The sequence below is a fragment of the Variovorax sp. 10N412 genome (assembly GCF_056394985.1).
The window spans coordinates 1-24,835 of sequence record NZ_JBFTIO010000019.1; the positions used below are offsets into that span (position 1 = coordinate 1).

Below are 24,835 nucleotides of genomic sequence, written 5' to 3' on the forward strand. Positions count from 1 at the left end.
GCAGGTTCACCACGCCCTTGATGTAGTCCGGCGCGTTCGCAATCCGCGTCACCGCGTCGTACCCGCGCAGCTCCTGCACCTTCTGGATGTCGATGCCGTATTCCTCTTCGCCCAGCTTGAAGGTCACGACCTCCAGGCGGGCGGCGACGATGTGTTGCGACTGCTGCTGCGTGTGGGCGATGCCCGCGATCTCTGTCATGGCGTTTCTCGGTAGGGTGTGGCCCGCCACGAAGCCTCGGGCAGGCGGGCGGGCCGGGTGCGGTTCAACCGAACTTCTGCATGATGCGAACCAGCTTCTCGCCGTACTTCGGATCGGTGGCATAGCCCGCGCGCTGCAGGCCGTGGGCGGCCGCGGCGGGGTCGTCGGTGGCCAGCACGTTGGCGTAGCGCGGGTTGCGCGTGATGAACTGCGCGTAGTCGGTGAAGGCCTCTTCGTACGAGCCGTAGGCCCTGAACCTGGCGCGCATCTTCTGCGGTTCGCCGTCGACGTACTCGGTGGTGGTGGTCTCGACCGTCGCGCCCTTCCAGCTCTTGTCGGCCTTGATGCCGAACAGGTTGAAGCTCTGCGTGCCGTCGTCGGCGCGGATCTCGCGCTTGCCCCAGCCCGACTCCAGCGCGGCCTGCGCCAGGATCAGCGGCGCGGGCACGCCGCTGGCCGTGCTGGCCGCCTGCGCGGAGGCGCCCATGCGGCCCACGAAGTCGTCGACCTTGCCCTGCAGCGAAGCGTCGCCGCCACCGCCCGTGCCGTTGCCGCGGCGGTCGCTGTTGAACTGGTAGACGCTCAGGTCGGCCTGCGTGCCGACGCGGTTGGTCGGCGCGGAGCCCAGCGGAATGCCCGCGTTCGGCGCATACGGAAAGCCGCCGCGCGGCTCCAGCGACATGGGCTTGGTGCCGATGGCCGCGTCGGCCTCGAAATCGGTCGGACCCGAGGGCAGCTGGCGGCGCAGCTGCGCGAGCATCGACTCGGCCAGCCCCACGCCGCGCCCCGAGAGGTTCTGCGTGAGCTGCTGGTCGAACATCGACATGTAGACCTTCTGGTCCTGGCTGTCGAGCAGGCCGCTGGAGGGCGTGGCCTCGCGCATGCTCTTGAGCACCATGTTCATGAACAGCGCCTCGAACTGCCGCGAGACCTGCTTGAGGCCTTCTTCGGGCGAGGAGCGCACGGTGTGGCGCAGGGCGTCGACGCCCTGCACGTCGAGCGCGAAGCGCTGGTCGAGCGCACCGGTGCGGCTGGCCGCGTCGGCGCCGCTCCAGGCGCTGGAGGTGGATACCGTCATTGCGTCGTCCTCAGATGATCTCGAGCTCGGCGCTCAGGGCGCCGGCCGACTTCATGGCCTGCAGGATCGACACCAGGTCCTGCGGATTCGCGCCCAGGGCGTTCAGCCCCTTCACCACGTCCGCCAGCGAGGCGCCGCCGCGCACCATCTGGATCGCGCCGCCGCCCTGGTTCACTGAAATCTGCGAGGTCTGCGCCACCACCGTGCTGCCGCCCGAGAGCGCGCCCGGCTGGCTGATGACCGGCTCGGTATTGATCACCACCGACAGGCTGCCGTGCGCAATGGCGCAGTCGCGCACGCGAACCGCCTGGTTCATGACCACCGAGCCGGTGCGCGCGTTGACCACCACGCGGGCCGCGGCCTGCGTGGGCGTGACCTCGAGGTCTTCCAGCCGCGCGAGGAAGCCCACGCGCTGCTGCGGCTCGGGCGCCCGCACGCGGATCGCCCGCGCGTCGATGGCCTCGGCCGTGCCGGGGCCGAACTGCCGGTTGATCGCGTCCACCGCGCGCTGCGTGGTGCCGAAGTCGGAGCGGTTGAGCTCGATGGCGAAGGTGCCTTCCGCGCCCACGGGCGCTTCCACCGTGCGCTCCACCAGCGCGCCGGCCGGAATGCGGCCCGAGCTCAGCTGGTTGATCTGCACCTTGCTGCCGTTGGCCGCGGCGCCCGCGCCGCCGATCACCATGTTGCCCTGTGCCACCGCGTAGGTCGCGCCGTCCACGCCCTTCAGCGGCGTCATCAGCAGCGTGCCGCCGCGCAGGCTCTTGGCATTGCCCATGGACGACACGGTGACGTCGATGTTCTGCCCCGGCCGCGCGAACGAAGGCAGCGTGGCCGTGACCATCACCGCCGCCACGTTCTTCAGCTGCATGTTCACGCCCTGCGGGATCGTGATGCCCAGCTGCTGCAGCATGTTGTTCAGGCTCTGCGTGGTGAACGGCGTCTGCATGGTCTGGTCGCCGGTGCCGTCCAGGCCCACCATCAGGCCGTAGCCGATCAACGGGTTGTCGCGCACGCCCTGGATGCTGGCGAGCTCCTTGAGCCGCTCGGCATGAACGGGTGCGAGGCACAAGGTGCCGAAGACCGCGATAGCTGCGGTGCGCAGGAGCGCCGAGGTGCGCGAAGCCAGGATGTTTTTCATGTTCAGAATGGCATCACGTTGAGGAAGATGCGCTGCATCCAGCCCATCGTCTGCGCCTCGTCGATGTAGCCTTTGGCCGAGTACTCGATGCGTGCATCGGCCACCAGCGTGGAGGGCACGGTGTTGTTGCCCGACACGGTGCGCGGGTTCACCACGCCCGAGAAGCGGATGTACTCGGTGCCCTGGTTGATGCCCATCTGCTTCTCGCCGCTCACGAGCAGGTTGCCGTTGCCCATCACGTCCGTCACCGTGACCGTGATCACGCCGTTGAAGGTGTTGTTGGCGTTGGCGCCGCCCTTGGCGGTGAGCGTGTTGGTGCCGCTGAGCTTGGAGTCCTGTCCGTCGAGCAGGCCGCCGATGAGCTTCGGAATGACGGCGAACACGCTGGCGGTGCTGCCCGCACGGCTGGCGTTCGCGCCGGAGTTCTTGGTGGCGTTGACCTTCTCGCTGATGAGAATGGTCAGGATGTCGCCGACGTTGCGCGGACGGCGGTCCTCGAACAGCGCGTTGGCGCCGGGGCCGTCCTGGAAGATCGCGCCCGGAGCGCGTCGCGGCTGCAGGGCCGCGTAGCTTTCGGCGCGCGCCGTCATCGGCTGGTGCACCAGCGGCTCGCGCGGCAGTTGCGCGCAGCCCGCGCCCAGCGCGGTGACGCACACCAGCACCAGCGCGCGAGACACCGCGCTGCCGCCCCGCACGGCCCGATGAAGAAGACGCACGCCGCTCATCACATCTGCGCCAGGCGCTGCAGCATCTGGTCGGAGGTCTGCACGGCCTTGCTGTTGATTTCGTACGAACGCTGGGTGGCGATCATGTTGACCAGCTCTTCCACCACGTTGACGTTCGACGCTTCCACATAGCCCTGGCTCAGCGTGCCCGCGCCGTCGACGCCGGGGTTCACCTGGTTGGGTGCGCCCGAGGCGTCGGTTTCGGCGTACAGGTTCTCGCCCTTGCTTTCCAGGCCGGTGGGGTTCATGAAGGTCGCGAGCTGGAGCTGGCCGACCTGCACGGTGTTGGTGCTGCCCGCCTGCACGACCGAGACGATGCCGTCGCGGCCCACGGTGATGCTGGTGGCGTTGGCCGGAATGGTGATCGCGGGTTGCACCGGGAAGCCGCTGGCGGTCACGAGCTGGCCGTCGCGGTCTTTCTGGAACGATCCGTCGCGCGTGTACGAGGTGGTGCCGTCGGGCATCAGCACCTGGAAGAAGCCGCCGCCGTTGATGGCCACGTCGGTGGGCTTGTCGGTCTTGGTGAGGTTGCCTTGCGAGTGGATGCGCTCGGTGGCGACCACGTGCACGCCGGTGCCGACCTGCAGGCCCGAAGGCAGGCGAGTCTGGTCGGACGACTGGCCGCCGCTCTGGCGCAGGTTCTGATAGACCAGGTCTTCGAACACGGCGCGGCTGCGCTTGAAGCCGGTGGTGCCGACGTTGGCCAGGTTGTTGGAGACCACGTCGAGCTGCGTCTGCTGCGCGTCGAGGCCGGTCTTGGCGATGTAGAGGGAGCGAATCATTTCTTGGGAGTCCTGCGTGTGTGGCGAGGCGGGTGGCGACTGAAGCGGGCGCGTGGGCCGCGAATCAGCCGTACGACAGCAGCTTGTTGGCCGACTGCGCGTTGGTGTCGGCGGTCTGCATCGACTTCATCTGCATCTCGAAGCCGCGCGCGTTGGCGATCATGGCCACCATGGCCTCGACCGGATTGACGTTGCTGCCTTCGATGGCGCCGCTGACCAGCGTGACGGCCTCGTCGGCCTGCGCCGGCTGCTGGCCCGCGCGCATGCGAAACAGACCGTCGTCGCCGCGCTCGAGGTCGGCGTTGTCCGGGTTCACCAGCTTCAGGCGGCCCACTTCGGCAATGCCGGTGGAGGTGCCCGAGGCGGGGTCGCGCGCCGCGACCAGCCCGTTGGAGGCGATGGTCAGCGCGGAGCCGGGCGGCACGGTCATCGCGCCGTTGTCGCCCATCACCGGGCGACCGCCCATGGTGGTCAGCTGGCCGTCGGCACCGATCTGCAGGTTGCCCACACGGGTGTAGGCCTCGCCGCCATCGGGCGTCTGCACCACCAGCCAGCCGGGGCCGCTCACGGCCACGTCGAGCGGGCGGCCGGTCTCGGTGAGCGGGCCGTGGGAAAAGTCAGCGCCGGGCGTGGTGGCGGCGACGAAGGCGCGCGTGGGCGATTCCCCGCCGACCACGGGCACCGCGCGGAAGTTGGCAATCTGCGCACGGAAGCCAGGCGTCGAGACGTTCGCCATGTTGTTGGCGACCGAGGCCTGCTGTTCCATGATTTGCTTGGCGCCGCTCATGGCGACATACAACATGCGATCCACTGGGTGTTCCTGGTGTGAGTCGTTGGGGGGCGGTGCGTCAGCGGATGTTCATCAGCGTCTGCATGACCTGGTCCTGCGTCTTCACGGTCTGCGCATTGGCCTGGTAGTTGCGCTGCGCGACGATCAGGTTGACCAGCTCCGACGTGAGGTCGACGTTGGACGACTCCAGCGCGCCGGACTGCAGCGCGCCGAGCTTGGTGCCCTCGCCCGGCGTGCCGGTGAGCGCGGCGCCCGAGGCGGCCGTTTCGGCCCACACGTTGTCGCCCTTGGGCTCCAGGCCGTTGGGGTTGGCGAACGACGACAGCACGATCTGGCCGAGCAGCTTGGTCTGTTCGTTGGAGAATTTGCCGGTCAGCGTGCCGTCGGCGTTGATCGAGAACGAGGTGAGCTCGCCCGAACGGTAGCCGTCCTGGCTGAGCTTGCTCATGGCGTTGGCGGCGCCGAACTGAGTGGTGCCCGTGAGGTCGACCTTGGCAGTCAGCGCGGCGGAGCCGTTGGCGAAGTTGAGCGGGCCGATGTTCACCGAGCCGCCGGCCGGCGCCGTCATGACACCCTTGGTGTCGAAGGTCATGCCGGTGAGGATCGGGCCGGCGCCGATCGGCGCGCCGTCGGAGGAGCCGTACACGTTCCAGGTGTTGGCCGCGGTCTTCACGAAGTACACGGCCACGTCGTGCGGGTTGCCCAGCGAGTCGTAGATCGGGCCGACGGCGTTCGAGTAGTTGAAGGTGTCGGAGTCGGCCGCGTTGAACGGCGTCTTCGTGGGGGCGCTGAGGCGCGCGTCGATGTTGAACTCGGCCTTGATGTTGCTGGTCGGGTTGGGCGTCATGGCCGCGGTCGGGATCTGGATGGCCGCTGGCGTGCCGCCGCTGATGCCGCCGCTGGCGTTCACGCCGAAGCCCGTGAGCCGCAGGCCCTGGGCGTTGGTGATGTAGCCGTCCTTGTCCTTGGTGAACTGGCCGTTGCGCGAGTACATGATTTCGCCGCTGGCGCTGGCCATGCGGAAGAAGCCTTCGCCGTTCAGGATGGCCACGTCCAGCGGGCGGCTGCTCGACTGCGTGGTGCCCTGCGTGAAGTTCTGCGACACGCCCGACACCGAGGCGCCCAGGCCCACGCGCGAGCCGGCGTACACGTCCTGGAAGGTGGCGGCGGCCGACTTGAAGCCGACGGTGCCGGAGTTGGCAATGTTGTTGCCGATGACGTCGAGGTTGGCGGCGGCAACGCCGAGTCCGCTGATGCCCTGGGAAAAAGCCATGATGGTTCCTTAATTCGTTTGCGTTGGATGCGATGGATGACTCAGAGGAACAGGCGCACGTCGGCCAGGCCGATGTTGTTGCCCGAAGACAATTCGAGCGTGACGCCGTCGGTGCCCTGCTTCACCGCAGCCACTTGCGTGAAGGTGAGCGCGGTGGCCTTCACGGCAGTGCTGCCGTTGGTGGCGTCCACGGTGAAGCGGTAGGCGCCCTCGGGCACCGCGTTGCCCGCGTCGTCCTTGCCGTCCCAGGTGACGGCGTTGACGCCTTCCTTCATGGCGCCGGCGTTGATGGTGCGCACCACGTTGCCGGAGGCGTCGAGGATCTTGATGTCGACGTCGGCGGCCGTGCCCGGCAGCTCCACGGCGAAGGCCTGCGTGGCCGGGTCCTTGCCTTCTTCGGTCTTCTTGGTGGTGAGCACGTCGCCGGGCGACAGCACGTTGTAGCCAATGAGCGAGGCGGCCTGCAGCACCTGGTTGGAGCCGGTCTGGTTCACCAGGCCCGACAGCGTGGTGTTGAGCTTCTCGATGCCGCTCACGGTGCTCATCTGCGCCAGCTGCGAGGTGAGCTCGGCGTTCTGCATCGGGTTGAGCGGGTCCTGGTTGTTGAGCTGCGTGACCAGCAGCTTGAGGAAGCGCTGCTCGCTGTCTTCGTTGGAGACGCTGCCGTTGCTGGAGGCTGCGGCGCTGGTGGCGTTCTGCCCGGTGATGGACGAGGTGTCGGAGATGGCCATGGTGTGGAGGGGGGGGTCTGTGGAAGAGAGGGATTACTGGCCGAGCGTCAGCGTCTTGACCATCAGCGTCTTGGCGGTGTTGAGTACTTCGACGTTGGCCTGGTAGCTGCGCGAGGCCGAGATCATGTTGGTCATCTCCTCGACCACGTTGACGTTGGGCATGGCCACGTAGCCCTGGGCGTTGGCGTTCGGGCTCTTGGGGTCGAACACCAGCCGGGGCGGCGACGGGTCCTCGACGACGCCGGACACCCGCACGCCGCCGATGTCCTGCATGCCCGAGGGAGCGACCTCGAACACCACCTGCTTGGCGCGGTACGGCATGCCGTCGGGGCCGGCCACGCTCTCGGCGTTGGCCATGTTGCTGGCGGTCACGTTCATGCGCTGCGACTGCGCGGTCATGGCGGAACCCGCCACGTTGAAGATGTTCATGGATGTGCTGGGAAACGGCATGCGTGCCTCCTGGGCTTAGGGCGCGACCGCCGAAAGCATCGACTTGATCTTGGCGTTGAGCACCGTGAGGTTCGACTCGTAGCGCAGCGCGTTGTCGGCGAAGGCGATGCGCTCGACGTCCATCTCGACGGTGTTGCCGTCGATGCTCGACTGGTTGGGGGTGCGGTAGAGCAGGTCCTTGTCGGAGGCCGTCTGCGCCTGGCCCTCGATGTGGCGCGCCGACGTGGTGGCCATCGACATCGACTGCGACGAGCGGCCGCGTTCCACGGCCTCGCTCAGGCGGGCGCTGAAGTCGAAGTCGCGCGCCTTGTAGTTGGGCGTGTCGGCATGGGCGATGTTGGCCGCAATCACCTCCTGGCGTTCCGCCCGGAGGTTGAGGGCTTCGCGGTTGAAGCGAAACGCCGCATCCAGCTTGTCGATCATGTGTGTTCCATCCGTTGAAGCGTCGCGAATGCGCAAGGCGCGGCGACAGATGGAAAGCGAGTCTATGCATGACCCGCGTTTGCAATCGTTCGAACAAAGGGGGTTTTCGCCTGCTGCTCGCACCTTCGATCGCACCGGGAATTTCTAGAATTTCCGGGCGGTGGCTTGTGCCCCCTGTACAGGACGCACCGCACTCCACGCCCCTATCCAGACGCCTCCGATGACCCTTTTCAAGCTGCGCACCCGCCTGCTGCACACCGTGCTGGCCATGCTGCCTGTGGCCTGCTGCCCGGTGTCCGCACTGGCGGCGGAGCCCGCGCAGCAGCCCGCTCAGGATGTGCCGAACCCGGCCGCGGAAGCCGCCATCGCCAGGTACCTGCAGGTGCAGACCGCCGGCCTGCCGGGCAAGGTGACGGTGCGCCTGGAAGGCCGCGGCACCGCCGCCCTGCCCGCCTGCGACGCGCCCGAAGTGTTCTTGCCGCCGGGCGCGACGCCCTGGGGCCGCGTGTCGGTGGGCGTGCGCTGCCAGACCGAACGGCCCTGGACGCGCTTCGTGCAGGCGCATGTGTCGGTGGAAGGCAGCTACTTCGTGGCCGCGCGCGCCATCGACGCGGGCCGTCCGCTGGGCGCGGGCGACTTCACCGAACGCACGGGCGACCTGTCGCGGCTGCCGCGCTCGGTGATCACCAGCGCCGGCGAACTCAACGGCGTGGTGGCGTCGAACCGCATTGCGCCGGGCGCGCCGCTGCGCAAGGAGCTGGTGCGCGGCGTGACCGTGATCCAGCAGGGCCAGTCCGTGAAAGTGGTGGCGCAGGGCCAGGGTTTCGTGGTCAGCACCGACGCCAAGGCCATGAGCGGCGCCGCAGCGGGCGCCGTGGTGCAGGCCAAGACGCTCGACGGGCGGCTGGTCAGCGGCGTGGCGGACATGCAGGGGCAGATCCAGCTGGCCCAGTGAGCCGAGCGGCCCCTGAAGACTTGCCGTACGCTTTGTTGCAAGCCGCTTCTAAAGTTCTTGCCCGTGCTGCCGATATATGGGTCAGCCCCTGAGGAATCACCTTGAAAATCGATCAACCCGCCCCTTCGGCCACGCCCCTTCCCCGACCGCCCGCCACGGGCGCGGCCGCCACGAGCGCCGCCGCCACCACGGCAGCAGCCGCCGCCGCGCGCCCCAAGGAAGCGGCACAGCCCTCCGCGCACGTCCACACCATGCCCAGCGCCGTGGGTGGGAGCGATTTCGACGCCGCCCGGGTGGCCGCGATCCGCGAGGACATCCGGGCCGGGCGCTACCAGATCCGACCCGAGCGCATCGCCGACGGCCTGCTGGCCAGCGTGCGCGACCTGCTCGACGCCCCGGTCGAGGCCAAACCCGATCCGAAAGGCCGCGAATGACCGCCTCCTTGCTGACGCACCTGCGCACCGAAGCCGCCAGCATCCAGGAATTCCTGGCCCTGCTGGACCGCGAGGCCAAGGCGATGTCCGACCACGTGTTCGGCGACCTGGCGGGCATTGCCGCGGAGAAAACCCGCCTGCTGGACCGCATGGCGGCGCTGGACATCGAACGCGAGGCGCTGCAGGTGGCGCTGGGCTTCGGGCCCGGCCGTGCCGGGGGCGATGCCGCCGCGGCGGCCGACGGCAAGCCGGTGCAGCAGGCCTGGGCCGAGCTGCTGGTGCTGGCCGTACAGGCCCGCAGCCACAACATGCGCAACGGCTCCATGGTGTACGCGCACCTCGACTTCACGCAGCAGGCCCTGCATTTCCTGCAGGCCAGCGCACAACTCTTCTACGGCCCGGACGGCGTTCGCAAGACCCAGCCGGGCGCCGGAACACGCCTCGCAGCGGGCTGAACACCGGCCCCAACCCCTGAGATCCGATGGAAGCTATCGACACGAAGAACGCCCAGGGCTCGCGCCAGGTGGCCATGGTGGGCTGCGACGAAGCCCAGACCCAGTCGTGGGGCCACAGGCTGCGCCTGATGGGCTGCACCCCGGTGCGCTTCGACAGCAGCTCCGAGTTCCTGCTGGCCGTGACACACGGCAGCCAGTTCGGCCTGCTGCTGGTGGTGCTGAAAGACGAAGGGGCATGGCCGGTGCTGACCTCGATGTGCAAGGCGCTGCGCCTGCCGATCTTCCTGGTGGCCAATGCGCTGCAGCGCGAGCTACTGGCGGCGGTGCTGTCGTCGGTCGACGCCGAGCCGAACGGCGCCCCCATCGACTTCGCGGTGCTGCCGGTGGACGATTTCGAGGTGGAACTGCGTGCGCGCGAGGCGCTGCGCCGCAACCAGACGCTGCTGCATCCGCAGACGGTGAGTGCGAGCTTCGGGGACTACCAGTTCCTGGGCAGCCGCAAGCTGGTGATGCACAAGGGCGAGGACATCCGCCTGAAGCCCCGCGAGTTCGAGCTGGCGCTGCTGCTGTTCCGCAATGCCGGCAGGCTGCTGGAGCGCGACTGGCTGCTGGCCTCGCTGTGGATGGACTCGCGCATCGAACGCAAGAGCCGCGTGCTCGACTGCTGCGTGGCCAACATCCGGCGCAAGCTGGCGCTGCACAAGCAGAGCGAGTTCGTGCTGCATTCGGTGTACGGGCGGGGCTACGAGCTGCGCCACCTCCCGGTGACCCCGGTGCCTGCCGACACCCCGGGGCACGGCCTGGCGTTTCCGGTCACATTTCCCGCCACGCTTCCGGCCACGTCGACCGAGCCGAACCGGCGTGCGGAAGCGCCGGCGCTCGCCTGGGCTTGAACCGGGCAGAACCGGCTCGAATCGGCCGGGGCCGACCGGAACAGGCCTGAATCGGGCCGGGTGGAGGTTGTCCCCGCCAATTGGGGACAACACTGGGGACAACCGTGCGAAGTTCGCGCGGAATCGTTGCCTGGCGTGGCCTGCACCACGGTGCCTGCGAAACGGGCAGCGTGGAAAACCCTCGCTGCCACCCCGCGCCGATGGTGAAGATGGGACGATCGCCGGCTTCGAGGAACCACCCCTGCGGGGCGGGTGCCTGAGCGACCTCTACCAGCGCCAGCCGACCGTCCCGACCAGTATCGGCCGCCCACCTTAAGCCGGGCTGAAGCGCGGCGGCCGGGGGAGCGGAATTTCAGGGCTGCTTACGGTCCGCCGGCGCAATGAGCACCATGGCGCCGTCCTGGCCGCGGCGGATGCGCAGGCGGGTACCCTCCAGCAGGCGGTCCAGCGCCACCTCGGGCGCGATCTTTCCCTTGACGCCGCGCGTGGACAGGGCCTTGACGTCCTCCACCTTGTAGATGAGCTGCACGCCCGACTGGGCAATGAAAGTGTCGAGCGCGGGCTTGAGCGCGCCGCTGTCCACGTCAAACTCGCGGGCCGGCACCGAAGCCGGCGACGGCAAGGCCAGCAGGACGCCGCTCAACGCAAGGGCCATGGCCATGTGCCGCCGGGCTCCGCCAGGGGGGGTGACGCTCTGCCTCCCGATTCGATTCATTTGGATGTGCTTCCCGCGATGTGATTTTTCTTGTGACCCTTGTGAGACGAGCCAGCCCGCGGTTTCCGGTATTTCCGTCGTGCGTTACCGGAAATCCTGTCGGCGCTCGTCTCACTGTCTGTCGCCAATCCCGGCGGCCCGTCGTCATCCATCCGGCCATTCCCAGGAGCGCTCTTTTGGTTCTCAGTGACTTGGACACCTGGTTCGTCAGCGAAGTGCTGCCGATGGAGGCCGCGCTCACGCGGTTCCTTCGCCGCAACTGGCGGGACGACGCCGAAATACCCGACCTGCGCCAGGACGTTTACGTGCGTATCTATGAATCGGCTGCCAAAGCCCTCCCCGACCTGGTCAAGCCCTTTGTCTTCGCCACCGCCCGCAACCTGCTGATCGACCGTGCGCGGCGGGCACAGATCGTGTCCATCGAAATCATTGCCGACCTGGACGCGCTCGACTTCTCGGCCGACGAACTGACGCCCGAGCGCCATGCCGCGGGCCGCGGCGAACTGCGGCTGCTGCAGACGGCGCTCGACGCCCTGCCTTCGAAGTGCCGCCGCGTGGTGGAAATGCGCAAGATCGACGGCCTCTCGCAGCGCGAGGTGGCCTCGCAGCTGGGCATCACCGAAGACACGGTCGAGCGCCAGGTGTCGCGCGGCGTGCGGGCCTTGGCCGACGCCATGCTCGCCAGCGGCGTGCAGCTCGACACCAAGGCCTTCGGCCGGGCACAGAACGACAAGAGGCTCTCGCCATGACCGACGCCGAACGCATCGAATCCGCCGCCGCCGACTGGCTGGCCCGCCGCGACAGCGGCAGCTGGGGCGACACCGACCAGCAGCAGCTGGACGCCTGGATCGCCGAGTCGATCGCGCACCGCATCGCGTGGCTGCGGCTGTCAAGCGCCTGGCAGCGCGCCGACCGCTTGAGCGCCCTGCGCGCGCCACCGGCCCCGACAGCGGCGCCCGCGCCTGCGCCTGCGCCCTCCCCCGCGACGGTCCCCATTCCGCTGCCGGCGCGCGCCCCCGCGTCCGGCCGCGCGCCGCGGCAAGGCGGCGCACGCTGGCTGCCGCGCTTTTCCACGCAACGCATCGCGGCCGGCATGCTGCTCACGGCCTGCGCCTGCAGCTGGCTGGGCTGGCGGTACACACAAGACTGGCAGAGCGAGCACTACGCCACCGCGGTGGGCGCGCGCCAGCAGGTGGCGCTGGCCGACGGCTCGGTGCTCACGCTGAACACCGCCACGCAGCTGCGCACGCTGGTGAACGACAGCGGGCGCAAGGTGTGGCTGGAAGACGGCGAGGCCTACTTCGACATCGCGCACGACAAGAAGCGCCCGTTCGTGGTGATCGCGGGCGAGCGCCGCATCACCGTGCTGGGCACGCGCTTCGTGGTCCGCCGCCAGGGCGACCAGGTGAACGTGGTGGTGGAGGAAGGCCGCGTGCAGATCGCGTCGGCACAGGCCGCCAACGGCGTCGCGCCCACCGTGCTCGTGCGCAACCAGGCGGCAGTGGCCAACGCGGGCAACGTGCTGGTGATGCCCAAGGCCCCCAAGCAGATCGACGACGAGCTCAGCTGGCGCCAGGGCAAGCTCGTGTTCGACCAGACCACGCTGGGCGACGCGGCCACACAGTTCAACCGCTACAACACGCGCAAGCTCGTCATCACCGACGCGGCGGTCGCGCAGATCCGGATCGGCGGCAGTTTCGACGCCGGCAACATGGCCGGCTTCGTGGCGTTGCTCAAGCAGGGCTTCGGCCTGGTGGTGCAGGACAGCGGCAACGAAACAAGAATTTCGAACTAGCTTATTACCGGAATGTGACGACGCATTCGTCTCAGTGGGTACCCCAACAAATACCACGCTGTAGATCATGAATCGAATCGAGCAAAGCGCTACCCTGCCTTCCGTGCCGTCCGTGAAGAAAAGCAAACGCGTGGCCCTTCGCCCCTGGGTCATCGCGGGCAGTTGCGCGCTGATCGGCGGGCTGTCCACGCAGGCCCAGGCGCAGGGCCAGGCACAGGTGCAGGCCCTGCAGAGTTTCGACATCGCGGGCGGGGACCTGAGGAGCGCGCTGGACGCCTACGTGGCCCAAGGCGGGGTGCAGCTGATCTACAAGGTGGACGACGTGAAGGGCTTCGCCACGCGCGGCGTGAAGGGTGCGCTGGCGCCGCAGGATGCGCTCGCGCGCATCCTCGAAGGCACGCCGCTGAACACGCGCCGCGGCGACGACGGCGCCATCGTGGTCTACACCGCCGCGCCGGTGGTGACGCGCCCGACCACCGAAGAACCGCAGTCGCTCGACAGCGTGACCGTGACGGCCACGCGCCGCCGCGAGCCGGTGCGCGAAGTGCCCATGCAGGTCAACGTGATGAAGGCCGAGACGCTGGAGCGCGCCGGTGCCAAGAACCTGGCCGACTACGTGGCCGAGCAGCCGGGCGTGAACCTCACGAGCAGCGGCAGCGTGGGCGGCACGCTCACCATGCGCGGCCTGACCATGGGCCCGGTGCAGGGCATCGCGACCGTGGGCGTGTACGTGGACGACGTGGCCACCGGCCTGAGCTCGGCCGGCGCGAACGGCGGCAACACGCCGCTGGACATGGGCATGCTCGACCTGAGCCACATCGAGGTGCTGCGCGGCCCGCAGGGCACGCTGTACGGCGCCGGCGCCATGAGCGGCGTGCTCAAGTACGTGACCAACCAGCCCGACACCATGGAGTTCGCGGGCTCGGTGCGGCTCGGCACCTCGTGGACGCAGGGCGGCGGCCCCGGCTTCACGACCAGCGCGGTGCTCAACGTGCCGATCAAGGAAGACGTGGCGGCCGTGCGCTTCGCCGCCTTCACCGACCAGCTCGGCGGCAGCTACGACGCCTCGGGCCTGGCGAGTGGCCGCAACATCGACCGCGGCCACACCGACGGCGGCCGGGTCTCGCTGCTGCTCACGCCCACCCGCGAACTCACGGTGCGCCTCACGGGCACGGTGCAGGACGTGCATCGCAAGGGCCTGGGCTTCGAAGAGATGGACAAGCGCACGCTGCGCCCCTGGGGCCGGGAGCGCACGCGCCAGCTGTCGGCCAACGAATCGGTCCGCAACCTCACGCAGCTGTTCGGGCTGGACGTGGAGTACGACTTCGGCTGGGCCCGGCTGAACTCGATCACCTCCGCGCAGGACGTGAAGATCAACAACACCGTCGACGTCACCGGCCTGTACGGACCGGCGTTGAGCGCGCTGCGCGTGCCGGTGGCCTCGGTGCCGGTCAACAGCGCCGTGGAGCAGCACCGCGTCAGCCAGGAGTTCCGCCTGACCTCGCGCTCGGGCACCACCATCGAGTGGCTGGCGGGCCTGTACCTGAACCGCGAGCGCGGCAGCAACAACGGCGTCATGGACGCCAACCTGATCGGGGGCCGGGGCAGCCTCGGCCTGCTGACGTCGACGCAGTCGTCGCGCTACCGCGAGGAGGCGGCCTACGGCGACATCACCTGGAACGTCACGCCCGCGTTCTCGCTCACCGGCGGCCTGCGCCTGTCGCGCAACAACCAGAAGTACGCCAGCCGCCAGACCGGCCAGCTGGTCGGCGCGGTCGCCTCCGAGGCCGCAGGCACCTCGTCGGAAAGCCCGACCACCTACCTGGCCGCGGCCAAGTACACGCTGTCGGAGACGAGCACCGCGTACTTCCGCGCGGCCAGCGGCTACCGCCCCGGCGGTCCGAATGTGCTGAAGGCCAACACCGACCGCAACGTGGTGCAGCCGATGTACAACTCCGACTCGCTGTGGAGCTACGAGCTGGGCTACAAGGCCGACCTGCTCGACCGCACGCTGTCGCTGGAAGCGGCGCTCTACGACATCGAGTGGAGCGGCGTGCAGCAGCCCACGCGCAGCGGCGGCTTCACTTTCGTCACCAATGCGGGCTCGGCCCGCATCAAGGGCAGCGAACTCACGCTCAACTGGAAGCCCAGCAAGGAATGGCGCTTCACCGCCAACGCCGCCGCGATCGACGCGCGCCTGACCGAGGACGCCACGGGCCTGGGCGCCAAGGCCGGCACTCGCCTGCCGCACACGCCGCGCTTTGCCACCACGCTGGGCGTGACGCGCAACTTCAGCCTCGCCGACCACCCGGCCTACGTCGGCATCAGCGCGCGCTACACCGGCAAGCGCGACGCGGGCTACCGCGGCAGCACGTCCTTGCCGAGCATCATGATGCCGGCCTATACGCTGGTCGACCTGCAGGCGGGCATCGACTTCAAGCGCTTCAGCGTCTCGGCCTATGTGCGCAACCTGACGAACCGGCGCGGCCTCGTGTCGATCGAAACCGGACTCAACGCGAACCCGAACGTGGTGACCGCGGCGCTCGTGCCGGCGCGCACCATCGGCGTGAACGTCAACGTTCCGTTCTGACATGGCTGGCCTCCCACCTTTCGCGGCGCCGATGCCGCTGGATGCGGCCGCCCCTGCGGCCCTGGAAACGACCCTCAAGGCGCCCACCAGCGCCTGGTACGCACTGTCGGTGCTCATCATCGCCACCGTGCTGGGGTCGATCGACAAGGTCATCCTCACGCTGCTGACGGAGCCGATCCGCCAGACGCTGTCGCTCTCCGACACGCAGATCGGCCTGCTGCAGGGCGCCGGCATCGTGCTGTTCACCGGCATCGCCACCTTGCCGCTGGGCTGGCTCAGCGACCGCTACGACCGGCGCGTGGTGCTCGCCGCCTGCGTGGTGCTGTGGAGCGCCGCCACCGCCATGCGCGGCACGGCCATGGACTACGGCGTGCTGTTCGTCGCCTCCGTCGGCCTGGGCGTGGGCGAGGCCGGCCTCACGCCCATCACCAACAGCATGATCCCCGACCTGTTCCCGCGTGCGCAGCGGGTGCTGGCCAACGCGGTGTTCGCGCTGTCGGCCATCTTCGGCAGTGCGCTGGGTGCGCTGCTGGGCGGTACCATCGTGCACCTCACGAACGACCTGCGGCCCTGGCTGCCCGTCGCGATGCAGCAGCTCGAAGCCTGGCGCCTGACCTTCTTCGTGCTGGCCTGCGCCGGGATTCCCGTGACGCTGCTGGTGCTGTCGATCCGGCGCACGCCGCGCGGCGGTGCGCAGGCAGCGAAGCCGGGTGCAAAGGCCGCCGACGCTTCGGGCGCCACGACCCTGCGCGAACACCTGCGCCTGCACTGGCGCACCTTCGCGGGCCTGGTGACCGGCGTGGGCCTGACCAGCGTGGGCCTGAGCTCGCTGGGCACCTGGCTGCCGATCGTCACGGCGCGCACCTACGGCGTCACGCCGGTGCAGATGGGTCAGGGCATGGGCCTGGCCTTCCTGTGCGGCACGGTGGCCGGCGGCCTGCTGGGCGTGCTGTCGATGCGCTATGTGCAGCCGCGCATGGGGCCGGCCGCGGCGCTGCGCCTGATCATGCTGGGCAACTTCTCGGCGGCACTGATGTCGACGCTGCTGCTGTTCACGAGCTCGGCCAACCACAACTTCATGCTGCTGGGTCTGCTGGTGGTGCCGCTCATCGGCAGCGCGGTGCTGCTGCCCAACGTGCTGCAGGACGCGGCGCCGCCGCACCTGCGCGCCCGCACCATCGCGATGCTCACGCTGGCCAGCCTGCCCTTCGGCGTGGTGGGGCCGCTGATGGTCGGCATGTTGTCGGACGCGCTCAAGTCAATGCCCAACGGGTTGGCCGTGTCCATCGTCGCGACCACGCTGGTCGGCGGCTGCCTGGGCGCCATGGTGCTGCGCGCCACCGAAGGCCCGTTCGTGCGCCTGATGCGCGAAGCGCAGCCGACCTGACCTTTCTTCCCGCTCCGATCCTTCATCGCTTGTCGTCCTTCCATGTCACAACCCGAATCCTCCGCCTCCCCCTCTGACACCGCTTGCGCACTGGCCGCCATCGACGCGCTGGTGGCGCCCCTCAACCGCAGCGACGCGCCCGGCCTGGTGCTGGGCATCGCGCAGCATGGCCGCCTGCTGTACCGCCGCGCCGTCGGCATGGCCAGCCTGGAGATGGGCGTGGCCCTCACGCCGACCACGCGCATGCGCATCGCCTCCACCAGCAAGCACTTCACGGCCATGGCCGTGCTGCTGCTGGCCGAAGAGGGCCTGCTCGACGTGGAAGACCCGGTGCAGAAATACCTGCCCGAGCTGCCGCAGCTCAGCGCCAACGGCCCCACGCTGCGCCACCTGCTCACGCACACCAGCGGCTGGCGCGGCCATGACGAACTGTGGGCCATTGCGCACGGCCTCACGTTCACGCTGCCCGGCCCGGGCCTGCCCGCCATGGCGCGCCAGAGCGAGCTGAACTTCGAGCCGGGCACGCACATGGTCTACAGCAACGGCGGCTACTTCCTGCTGGCCAAGATCGTCGAGCGCGTGAGCGGCCAGAGCTTCGACGACTTCCTGAAGGCGCGCCTGTTCGGCCCGCTGGGCATGCACCAGACGTCGTCGGTGCAGACCGACCTCGACGTGGTCCCCGGCATGGCCGGCCTGTACATGCCCGCGCCCGGCGGCGGCTGGCGCCGCGGCCTGTACCCGTGCGAACTCGACGGCGGCGGCTCGCTGGTGTCGACCGCGGACGACATGCTGCGCTGGCTCGCGCACATGCATGGCAGCGAGAAGATCGTGGGCAGCGCGAAGAGCTGGGCCCTGTTGTCGGCGCCCACCACGCTGTCGTCGGGCTCGACGGTGAACTACGGCTTCGGGCTGGCGCGCCACCCGTACCGCGGCGTCGAGATCGTCCACCACGCCGGCGCCGTGCTCGGCGCGCAGTCGCAGATGATCAGCGTGCCCAGCCACGGGCTGGACATCATCGCCATGGTGAACGGCGCGCCGGTGTCGCCGGGGGCGCTGGCCCTCAAGGTGATCGAGCTGCTGCTGGGCGACGCGCTGGCGCCGCCCGACGTGCGCCCGCTGGCCAGCGCCTTCCCCGCGCTGCCCGGCCAGCGCTACCACGCCCCCTCCACGGGCAGCGTGCTGGGCTTCGTGGACGTGGCCGGCAAGCTGGCGATGTCGTGGCAGGCCGGCGAGGCGAAACCCTTGAACCAGGGCGACGGCAAGCTGTGGCTGGGCCTGCAGGACCTGCCCACGAACGACCTCGTGCTCGACGCCGCCGACATCGATCCCCAGCGCGCACCCGATGCCTTCGTGCTGCACGAAGGCGGCCAGCCGCGCCGCTTCGAGCGCCTGCCCGAGACCGCGCCCGATGCCGTGTCGCTCGCCGACCAGCTGTGCGGCGACTACACCAGCCCCGACCTCGACGCCACCGCGCAGATGGCGCTGGTCGACGGCAAGCTGCAGCTCACCGTGCAGGGCCGCCATGGCCAGCACGTGTGCGTGCTGACGCCGTTGTCGGCCGACGTGATGACGCTCTCCTCGATCGACCCGCTGCTGTCCCAGCTGGGCAAATCGGTTCTCAACGTGGAGCGCAAGGACGGCCGGGTCGTGGGACTGCTGTTCGCCACGACGCGCTCCAGAAACATCCACCTTGCCCGCCAGGAGCCCCGCGCATGAAGTTCTTCACCACCCTGTTCGCCACCGAGACCAACACCTTTGTCTCGGCCCCCACCGGCCTTGGCAGCTACGAGGAATACGGCATCTTCCGCGGCGATGCGAGCACACGCGACGCGGCCGGCTACGGCCTGTACGCGGTGGAAGTGCGCAGGCAGCTCGCCGCCGAAGGCCACGAGACGGTCGAGAGCCTGCTGGCCTTTGCGCAGCCCCTGGGTCGCACTGTGCGCAGCGTGTACGAACGCCTGCGCGATGAAATCCTGGACGACCTGCGCAACGCCGGGCCGGTCGACGGCGTGATCCTCGTGCTGCACGGCGCGATGGTGGCCGACGGCTACGACGATTGCGAAGGCGACGTGATCTCGCGCGTGCGCGAGATCGTCGGGCCGAAGGTGCCCATCGGCGTGTCGCTCGACCTGCACTGCCACTTCACGCAGAAGATGCTGACCGAGGCGGACGCGATCATTTGCTACAAGGAATATCCGCACACCGACGCGTTCGATCGCCTGACCGAGCTGATCCGCATCGTCGTCGACACCGCGCAGGGCCGCGTGCACCCCGTGACGGCCGTGCACGACTGCCGCATGGTCGGCAAGTGGCACACCACGCGCGAACCGATGGCCGGCTTCGTGCGCCGCATGCAGGCTGCCGAACAGCTGCCGGGCGTGCTCTCGGTGTCGCTGGGCCATGGCTTCCCCTGGGCCGACGTGCCCGAGTCGGGCGCCAAGCTGTGGGTGGTGACCGACAACGACCCCGTGCTCGCCGCCAGGCTCGCGGAGGAACTGGGCCGCGCCTTCTGGGACCTGCGCCACGAGACCGGCGTGCCCTCGCTCTCGATCGAAGAGACGCTCGCCAAGGCCATGGCCACGCCCGACGGCCCCGTGGTCATTGCCGACACCGCCGACAACCCCGGCGGCGGCGCCACCAGCGACAGCACCTTCATGCTGCGCGCGGTGGTCGAGCGCGGCATCGGCGACGTGGCCTTCGGCGGCGTGTGGGACCTGGGCGCGGTGCAGCTGTGCCGCGACGCGGGCGAAGGCGCGAGCTTCGAGCTGCGCCTGGGCGGCAAGTGCGGCCCGGCCTCGGGCGACCCGATCGACCTGCACGTGACCATCATGCGCGTGGTGGAGGCGCATTCGCAGGGCGGCCTCTCGGGCGTGCGCACGCCCATGGGCCCGTGCGTGTGGGTGCAGGCCGCCGACGGCGTGGACATCGTGCTCATCAGCAAGCGCAACCAGGTCATCGGCACCGACCTCTTCACGGGCCTGGGCATCGACCTCTCGGCCAAGAAGCTGGTCATCGTGAAGTCGGCGCAGCACTTTCATGCCGAGTTCGGGCCCATCGCCAAGTCGGTGCTGTACGTGTCGACGCCGGCCTCGCTGAGCACCGACTTCGCCAACCTGCCGTACCGCGTGCGCGACCTCGACTACTGGCCGCGCGTGGAAGCGCCCAGGCGCCTGCCCGCGCAGGCGGCCAAGCCATGGAAGATCGCCGCGCCCGGCGAGCTGTACGACATCGGCGGGCTCGCCATGCACCTGCAGCGCAGCGGCCCGGCACCGGCCAGCGCGCTGCAGCCGACGCTGGTGATCGAGGCCGGCGGCGGCTGCGCCTCGGCGACCTACGGGCGGCTGCGGCAGGCGCTGTCGGCCAGGTACCCGGTGGTTGCCTACGACCGCCCCGGCATGGGCTGGAGCGACGCCGACCCCGAGCCCTTCGACGGCCAGCGCAATGCGCACCGGCTGCACGCGCTGCTGACGGCGGCCGGCGTGACCGGGCCGGTCGTGCTGGTCGGCCATTCGATGGGCGGGCTGCTCAACCGCATCTACACGGGGCTGTATCCCGAGCAGGTGGTGGGGCTGGTGATGCTCGACGCCAGCCACCCCGACCAGTACGAACTGTTCAGGCAGCCGCTGCCGCAGGCGCACCTGGATGCCGAGCGTGCGAAGCGCAGCGCCTTCCAGGCCGGGGGCGCGCCGCCGCCGGAGATGGCGCCGATCGAGGCGATGTTCGCCGACATGCCCGAGGTGGTGCGGCAGCTGAAGGCGACCTACACGCCCGAGACCATCGACACGATGGTCTCGGAGCACACGGGCCTGCCGCAGGTCGCGCAGCAGGCCGCGGCATCGCCCGACCTGGGCGCGCGGCCGGTGGCGGTGGTGTGGGCATCGCAGGACAAGCTGCCGCCAGCGGTCGAAGGCGCCGCGAACCTCCAGCGGCTCTGGCCCGAGTACCAGCAGGACCATGCGGCTTTGTCGACGCGCGGCCGCATGCAGCTGGTGGAGGGCGCCGCGCACATGACGCTGGTGCTGCTGCCGCCCTTCGTGGAGCAGATCGCGCAAGCGGTCGACCTGATGATGGCGGAGCTCGGATGGGCGCAATGATGGAACTCGGCCGCACGGTGCTGGCCGAACTCACCACGCCCGCGCTGCTGCTCGACGCCACCGTGCTCGAGCGCAACTGCGAGGCGATGGCGCAGCGCGCGGCACGCCACGGCGTGGCGCTGCGCCCGCACCTGAAGACCTCGAAGTCGGCCGAGGTAGCGCGCCTGGCCACGCGCGGGCACAGCGGCGCCATCACGGTGTCGACCGTGGCCGAGGCGGACTACTTCGCCAGCCGCGGCTTCCTCGACATCACCTATGCGGTGGGCATCGACGCGGGCAAGATCGATGCGCTGCACCTGGTGCAGCGCACGCACTTCGCGCGCGTGACCTTGCTGGCCGATCGCGTCGAAGCGGTGCAGGCCGCGGCCGCGCGTGCGCGCGCGCTGGGTGCGAAGTTCGCCCTGCTGATCGAGATCGACACCGGCGGCGGGCGCGGTGGCGTCGCGCCCGACGACGAGGCACTGCTGGCCATTGCGCGAGAAGTGCAAGACAGCGAGTCGCTGCAACTGGCCGGCGTGCTCACGCACGCGGGCCACAGCTACCACGCCGCCGGGCTGGCCGCGATACGCGGCATTGCCGAGGCCGAGCGGGCCGGCGCGGTGCATGCGGCCGATCGCCTGCGCGCGGCCGGCTTCGAGGTGGGCACGGTCAGCGTGGGCGCCACGCCGACGGCGGTGTGCGCCGACCGGCTCGACGGCGTCACCGAGATGCGCCCCGGCGTCTACACCTTCTTCGACCTGGACCAGGCCGCGCGCGGCATCTGCCGCATCGAGGACATCGCGCTGTCGGTGCTGGCCACGGTGATCGGGCACAACCCGCGCTCGCGCCGGGTGCTGATCGACGCGGGCGCGCTCGCGCTGTCGAAGGACGCGTCGGGCGCGGAGTTTCGCGACGGCCTGGGCTTCGGGCTGGTGTGCCATGCGCAGGGCACCACGCCGCTGCCCGGCTTGCGCGTGGCCGAGCTGCACCAGGAGCACGGCCTGGTCGCCTGCGAAGGCGACGGCAAGGCGGCCGTGCAGGCCATGTTCGACGCCCTGCCCCTGGGCAGCCGCGTGCGCATCCTGCCGCACCACGCCTGCATGACCGCCGCGCCCTACGACCGCTACCACGTGGTGCGCGGCAGCGGTGCGGCAGTGCACGCCGTCTGGGGCAAGGCCCAGGGTTGGCATGCGGCCAAGCCCGCGGCCTGACGCTGGACACGTAATGTTTTTTTGGAGTCACTCATGATGAAAACCTTCTGCGCAAAGCTGATGGCCGCGGCCGCCCCGTTCGTTCTGGCACTCACACTGGCCGCCACGCCGCACGCTGCCGAAGCACAGGCCGCCGCGGCCCCTGCAGCGGCGGCTGAACCCGCGGCCGCAGCCGCTTCCGCGCCGGCAGCCTCGGCAGTCGCAATGCCGACCGCGGCACCCTCCGTGTCGGCACCCGCCGCGGCCAAGGTCGACAACCCCTACGGCGTGGGCGCACTTTGGGCGCAGAGCGACCTGGTGGCCAAGACCGTGCTGCTCATCCTGGCGATCATGTCGATGGGCAGCTGGTACGTGATCGTCACCAAGCTGCTCGAGCAGATGCGCATGGGCCGCCAGGCGAAGGAGGTCGACAACGCGTTCTGGAACGAAGGCACCGTGCAGGCCGGCACCGAGCGGCTGGCCGAGGGCAGCCCCTTCCGCTTCATTGCCGACGCGGGCGTGCACGCCACGCGCAAGCACGACGGCCTGCGCGGCAAGGTCGACTTCGCGGACTTTGTCGACCTGTGCATCCACCGCGCGACGGAGCGCGTGCAGCGCCGCCTGAGCAACGGCATGTCGCTGCTGGCCACGGTGGGTTCCACCGCGCCCTTCGTCGGGCTGTTCGGCACGGTCTGGGGCATCTACCACGCGCTCACCGCCATCGGCATCGCGGGGCAGGCGTCGATCGACAAGGTGGCCGGGCCGGTGGGCGAGTCGCTCATCATGACCGCCATCGGGCTGGCCGTGGCCGTGCCCGCGGTGCTGGGCTACAACTGGCTCCTGCGCCGCAACATCACCGTGATGGACGACGTGCGCGAGTTCAGCGGCGAGCTGCACTCGGTGATCCTGGCCGGCAGCGCCCCGGCCTGAGCGCCGCGACACCGCACGCAAGCGAGCGACCCACACCATGGCGATGAACATCCCATCCGCCGGAGGCGACGAGGAACAGGCCATTGCCGCCATCAACACCACGCCGCTGGTCGACGTGATGCTGGTGCTGCTGATCATCTTCCTCATCACCATCCCGGTGGTCAATTACTCGGTGCCGGTGGACGTGCCCAAGCAGCGCAACGAGGTGCGCGAAAGCAAGCCCGATACCGTGGTGCTGTCGGTGGACGCCGCGGGGCGCATCTACTGGTACGACACCCCTGTGCGCGACGTGACGAGCCTGGCCGACAAGCTGAAGAAGGTGGCCGCGATGACGCCGCAGCCCGAGGTGCACATCCGCGGCGACTGGCATTCCGACTACGAGCCGGTGGGCAAGATCATCTTCGCGTGCCAGTCGGCCGGCATCGTGAAGGTGGGCTTCATCACCGAGCCCCCCGCGCGCAACTGAGAAGGCACAGCCATGCGAAAAGAAAAACAGGGGCGCCGCAGCGGCGCGCCGTCCGACGAGCCCATGATGGACATCAACACCACCCCGCTGATCGACGTGATGCTGGTGCTGCTGATCATGCTGATCATCACCATCCCGATCCAGCTGCACGCGGTGAACCTGAACATGCCCAACGGCAACCCGCCGCCGAGCGACATCAAGCCCGAGGTGCTGCGCATCGACATCGACGCGCGCAGCACCGTGCTGTGGAACGGCGAGGCCGTGGGCGAGCTGGCCGAGGTGGAGCGGCGCTTCGAGCAGGTCGCCGCGCAGCCGGTGCAGCCCGAGGTGCACCTGCGCCCCGACAAGGGCGCCAAGTACAACATGGTGGCCGGCGTGATGGCCTCGGCGCAGCGCTCGGGCCTGACCAAGCTGGGCATCATGGGTTCGGAGCAGTTCGTTCCATGAGCCGCGCCAACGACTTCGACCCCAAGTCGCGCTTCGGCCCCGTGGGCATCGGCGTGATGGTGCTGTTCCATGTGCTGGTCGGCTATGCGCTCGTGTCGGGCCTGGCCCGCCAGGCGGTGGAGATGATCAAGAAGCCGATGGACGCGACGATCATCGCGGAGATGAAGCTGCCGCCGCCTCCGCCGCCTCCTCCACCGCCGCCGCCGAAGAAGGTCATCAAGCAGGCGCCGCCCAAGGCGCCGCCACCGCCCAAGCCGGCCTACGTGCCGCCGCCGGCCGTGACGCCGCCGCCGAGCACCGCGCCCGCGATCACGGCGGTGCAAAGCCAGGAGCCGGTCGCGCCGCCGCCGGCCGCACCGCCTGCGCCACCCGCGCCGCCGGCCCCACCGGCGCAGGCGACGTCGACCGACATCGCCGTCGCATGCCCGAGGCAGGTCAAGCCCGAGATGCCGCGCAAGGCGCTGGACGAAGGCACGAGCGGCGTGGTGAAGGCGGAGGTGCGCATCAAGGGCGGACGTGTGACGGAGGTGCGCTTCCTGTCGGGGCCGAAGGTGTACCAGTCGGCCGTGCGCTCGGCCATGATGCGATACGAATGCCAGACGACGGGGGATGCGGAGATCCTGGCGACGCAGGAGTTCGTGTTCAGGATCGAATAGGCCGAGCGGGGCTGAGTTTTTGCGACCAGGGCGTTGCGCCGGGGCAGTCCCCGCGCAACGCCTTTTATTGCGAGCTCGGGAACGTACGGGCAAAAAAATAGCCCCTTGCGGGGCCATTCTTGGAGGAGAGGGAGGGATTCGAACCCTCGGTACTATCGCTAGTACGCCTGATTTCGAGTCAGGTACATTCGACCACTCTGCCACCTCTCCGGTGTCTGTCGAGCCTTCGATTATACGGGTAATTGAAGGCGTTTCTACAA

At 69.3% G+C, this 24,835-nt stretch carries 26 protein-coding genes and 1 tRNA gene; 15 read left to right on the plus strand and 12 right to left on the minus strand.

The genetic code is table 11. The features are described 5' to 3' along the window. The 10 genes from AC1DJH_RS28505 to flgB form a co-directional block, all read right to left on the minus strand. The coding region (locus AC1DJH_RS28505; protein WP_478187984.1) for a chemotaxis protein CheW at positions 1–199 on the minus strand (199 nt) is incomplete at its 3' end. 64 nt (positions 200–263) lie between these two features. Beyond that, complete coding sequence (gene flgJ, locus AC1DJH_RS28510) at positions 264–1,277, minus strand: flagellar assembly peptidoglycan hydrolase FlgJ (protein WP_478187985.1); 1,014 nt, start codon at positions 1,275–1,277, stop codon at positions 264–266. Positions 1,278–1,287: 10 nt separating this feature from the next. Next, positions 1,288–2,415: a flagellar basal body P-ring protein FlgI gene (locus AC1DJH_RS28515; protein ID WP_478187986.1), complete on the minus strand. Its 1,128-nt coding sequence runs from the start codon at positions 2,413–2,415 to the stop codon at positions 1,288–1,290. Positions 2,416–2,417: 2 nt separating this feature from the next. Then, positions 2,418–3,140, minus strand: a complete 723-nt coding sequence (locus tag AC1DJH_RS28520) for a flagellar basal body L-ring protein FlgH (RefSeq protein ID WP_472121265.1) — start codon at positions 3,138–3,140, stop codon at positions 2,418–2,420. Then, positions 3,140–3,922, minus strand: a complete 783-nt coding sequence (flgG, locus tag AC1DJH_RS28525; RefSeq protein ID WP_116910947.1) for a flagellar basal-body rod protein FlgG — start codon at positions 3,920–3,922, stop codon at positions 3,140–3,142. Before flgG ends, AC1DJH_RS28520 begins: the two co-directional genes overlap by 1 nt. A 64-nt stretch (positions 3,923–3,986) precedes the next feature. Further along, positions 3,987–4,733: a flagellar basal-body rod protein FlgF gene (gene flgF / locus AC1DJH_RS28530; protein ID WP_478187987.1), complete on the minus strand. Its 747-nt coding sequence runs from the start codon at positions 4,731–4,733 to the stop codon at positions 3,987–3,989. Positions 4,734–4,770: 37 nt separating this feature from the next. Continuing rightward, on the minus strand, positions 4,771–5,985 hold the full coding sequence (flgE, locus tag AC1DJH_RS28535; RefSeq protein WP_472121260.1) for a flagellar hook protein FlgE: 1,215 nt from the start codon (positions 5,983–5,985) through the stop codon (positions 4,771–4,773). 41 nt (positions 5,986–6,026) lie between these two features. Then, positions 6,027–6,716, minus strand: a complete 690-nt coding sequence (locus tag AC1DJH_RS28540; protein WP_472121257.1) for a flagellar hook assembly protein FlgD — start codon at positions 6,714–6,716, stop codon at positions 6,027–6,029. 33 nt (positions 6,717–6,749) lie between these two features. Next, positions 6,750–7,166: a flagellar basal body rod protein FlgC gene (gene flgC / locus AC1DJH_RS28545; protein ID WP_472121255.1), complete on the minus strand. Its 417-nt coding sequence runs from the start codon at positions 7,164–7,166 to the stop codon at positions 6,750–6,752. Positions 7,167–7,181: 15 nt separating this feature from the next. Next, a complete protein-coding gene (flgB, locus tag AC1DJH_RS28550; RefSeq protein WP_435436158.1) occupies positions 7,182–7,589 on the minus strand; it encodes a flagellar basal body rod protein FlgB in 408 nt (135 codons plus the stop codon). A gap of 220 nt (positions 7,590–7,809) precedes the next feature. On the opposite strand from flgB, the gene flgA reads away from it, so the two are divergent. The 4 genes from flgA to AC1DJH_RS28570 all read left to right on the plus strand — a co-directional run bounded on the left by flgA (position 7,810) and on the right by AC1DJH_RS28570 (position 10,326). Next, positions 7,810–8,544: a flagellar basal body P-ring formation chaperone FlgA gene (gene flgA, locus AC1DJH_RS28555; RefSeq protein ID WP_478187988.1), complete on the plus strand. Its 735-nt coding sequence runs from the start codon at positions 7,810–7,812 to the stop codon at positions 8,542–8,544. A 101-nt stretch (positions 8,545–8,645) separates the two neighbouring features. Continuing rightward, the gene (gene flgM / locus AC1DJH_RS28560; protein ID WP_478187989.1) at positions 8,646–8,978 is read left to right on the plus strand and encodes a flagellar biosynthesis anti-sigma factor FlgM; all 333 of its coding nucleotides are present in this window, start codon (positions 8,646–8,648) and stop codon (positions 8,976–8,978) included. Beyond that, positions 8,975–9,433, plus strand: a complete 459-nt coding sequence (locus tag AC1DJH_RS28565; RefSeq protein ID WP_472121247.1) for a flagella synthesis protein FlgN — start codon at positions 8,975–8,977, stop codon at positions 9,431–9,433. Before flgM ends, AC1DJH_RS28565 begins: the two co-directional genes overlap by 4 nt. A gap of 26 nt (positions 9,434–9,459) precedes the next feature. Then, complete coding sequence (locus tag AC1DJH_RS28570) at positions 9,460–10,326, plus strand: winged helix-turn-helix domain-containing protein (protein WP_478187990.1); 867 nt, start codon at positions 9,460–9,462, stop codon at positions 10,324–10,326. A gap of 352 nt (positions 10,327–10,678) precedes the next feature. Here the strand turns inward: AC1DJH_RS28570 and AC1DJH_RS28575 are convergent, their stop codons facing one another. Next, a complete protein-coding gene (locus AC1DJH_RS28575) occupies positions 10,679–10,987 on the minus strand; it encodes an STN domain-containing protein (protein WP_472121243.1) in 309 nt (102 codons plus the stop codon). A 245-nt stretch (positions 10,988–11,232) separates the two neighbouring features. Here AC1DJH_RS28575 and AC1DJH_RS28580 point away from each other — a divergent pair, with 245 nt between their 5' ends. From AC1DJH_RS28580 to AC1DJH_RS28630, 11 genes are all read left to right on the plus strand, one after another. Then, on the plus strand, positions 11,233–11,790 hold the full coding sequence (locus AC1DJH_RS28580) for an RNA polymerase sigma factor (RefSeq protein ID WP_472121241.1): 558 nt from the start codon (positions 11,233–11,235) through the stop codon (positions 11,788–11,790). Continuing rightward, on the plus strand, positions 11,787–12,836 hold the full coding sequence (locus AC1DJH_RS28585) for a FecR family protein (RefSeq protein WP_478187991.1): 1,050 nt from the start codon (positions 11,787–11,789) through the stop codon (positions 12,834–12,836). The genes AC1DJH_RS28580 and AC1DJH_RS28585 overlap by 4 nt, the downstream gene beginning before the upstream one ends. Before the next feature lie 130 nt (positions 12,837–12,966). Further along, a complete protein-coding gene (locus AC1DJH_RS28590) occupies positions 12,967–15,426 on the plus strand; it encodes a TonB-dependent receptor (protein WP_478187992.1) in 2,460 nt (819 codons plus the stop codon). A 1-nt stretch (position 15,427) separates the two neighbouring features. Then, entirely contained in the window at positions 15,428–16,813 is a 1,386-nt protein-coding gene (locus tag AC1DJH_RS28595; RefSeq protein ID WP_478187993.1) for an MFS transporter, read from the plus strand. Between the two features lie 42 nt (positions 16,814–16,855). Further along, positions 16,856–18,529: a serine hydrolase domain-containing protein gene (locus AC1DJH_RS28600; protein WP_478187994.1), complete on the plus strand. Its 1,674-nt coding sequence runs from the start codon at positions 16,856–16,858 to the stop codon at positions 18,527–18,529. Beyond that, on the plus strand, positions 18,526–20,907 hold the full coding sequence (locus AC1DJH_RS28605; RefSeq protein WP_478187995.1) for an alpha/beta fold hydrolase: 2,382 nt from the start codon (positions 18,526–18,528) through the stop codon (positions 20,905–20,907). Before AC1DJH_RS28600 ends, AC1DJH_RS28605 begins: the two co-directional genes overlap by 4 nt. Beyond that, positions 20,895–22,097 (plus strand): alanine racemase, encoded by a 1,203-nt coding sequence (locus AC1DJH_RS28610; RefSeq protein ID WP_478187996.1) that lies wholly within the window; start codon positions 20,895–20,897, stop codon positions 22,095–22,097. Before AC1DJH_RS28605 ends, AC1DJH_RS28610 begins: the two co-directional genes overlap by 13 nt. Before the next feature lie 33 nt (positions 22,098–22,130). Continuing rightward, positions 22,131–23,006 (plus strand): MotA/TolQ/ExbB proton channel family protein, encoded by an 876-nt coding sequence (locus AC1DJH_RS28615; protein ID WP_478187997.1) that lies wholly within the window; start codon positions 22,131–22,133, stop codon positions 23,004–23,006. 37 nt (positions 23,007–23,043) lie between these two features. Further along, the gene (locus AC1DJH_RS28620; protein WP_472121221.1) at positions 23,044–23,472 is read left to right on the plus strand and encodes an ExbD/TolR family protein; all 429 of its coding nucleotides are present in this window, start codon (positions 23,044–23,046) and stop codon (positions 23,470–23,472) included. A gap of 12 nt (positions 23,473–23,484) precedes the next feature. Further along, the gene (locus AC1DJH_RS28625; RefSeq protein WP_478187998.1) at positions 23,485–23,919 is read left to right on the plus strand and encodes an ExbD/TolR family protein; all 435 of its coding nucleotides are present in this window, start codon (positions 23,485–23,487) and stop codon (positions 23,917–23,919) included. Beyond that, positions 23,916–24,575 (plus strand): energy transducer TonB, encoded by a 660-nt coding sequence (locus tag AC1DJH_RS28630; RefSeq protein WP_478187999.1) that lies wholly within the window; start codon positions 23,916–23,918, stop codon positions 24,573–24,575. The genes AC1DJH_RS28625 and AC1DJH_RS28630 overlap by 4 nt, the downstream gene beginning before the upstream one ends. A gap of 120 nt (positions 24,576–24,695) precedes the next feature. Here the strand turns inward: AC1DJH_RS28630 and AC1DJH_RS28635 are convergent. Continuing rightward, positions 24,696–24,785, minus strand: a tRNA-Ser gene (locus tag AC1DJH_RS28635). Between the last annotated feature and the right edge of the window lie 50 nt (positions 24,786–24,835).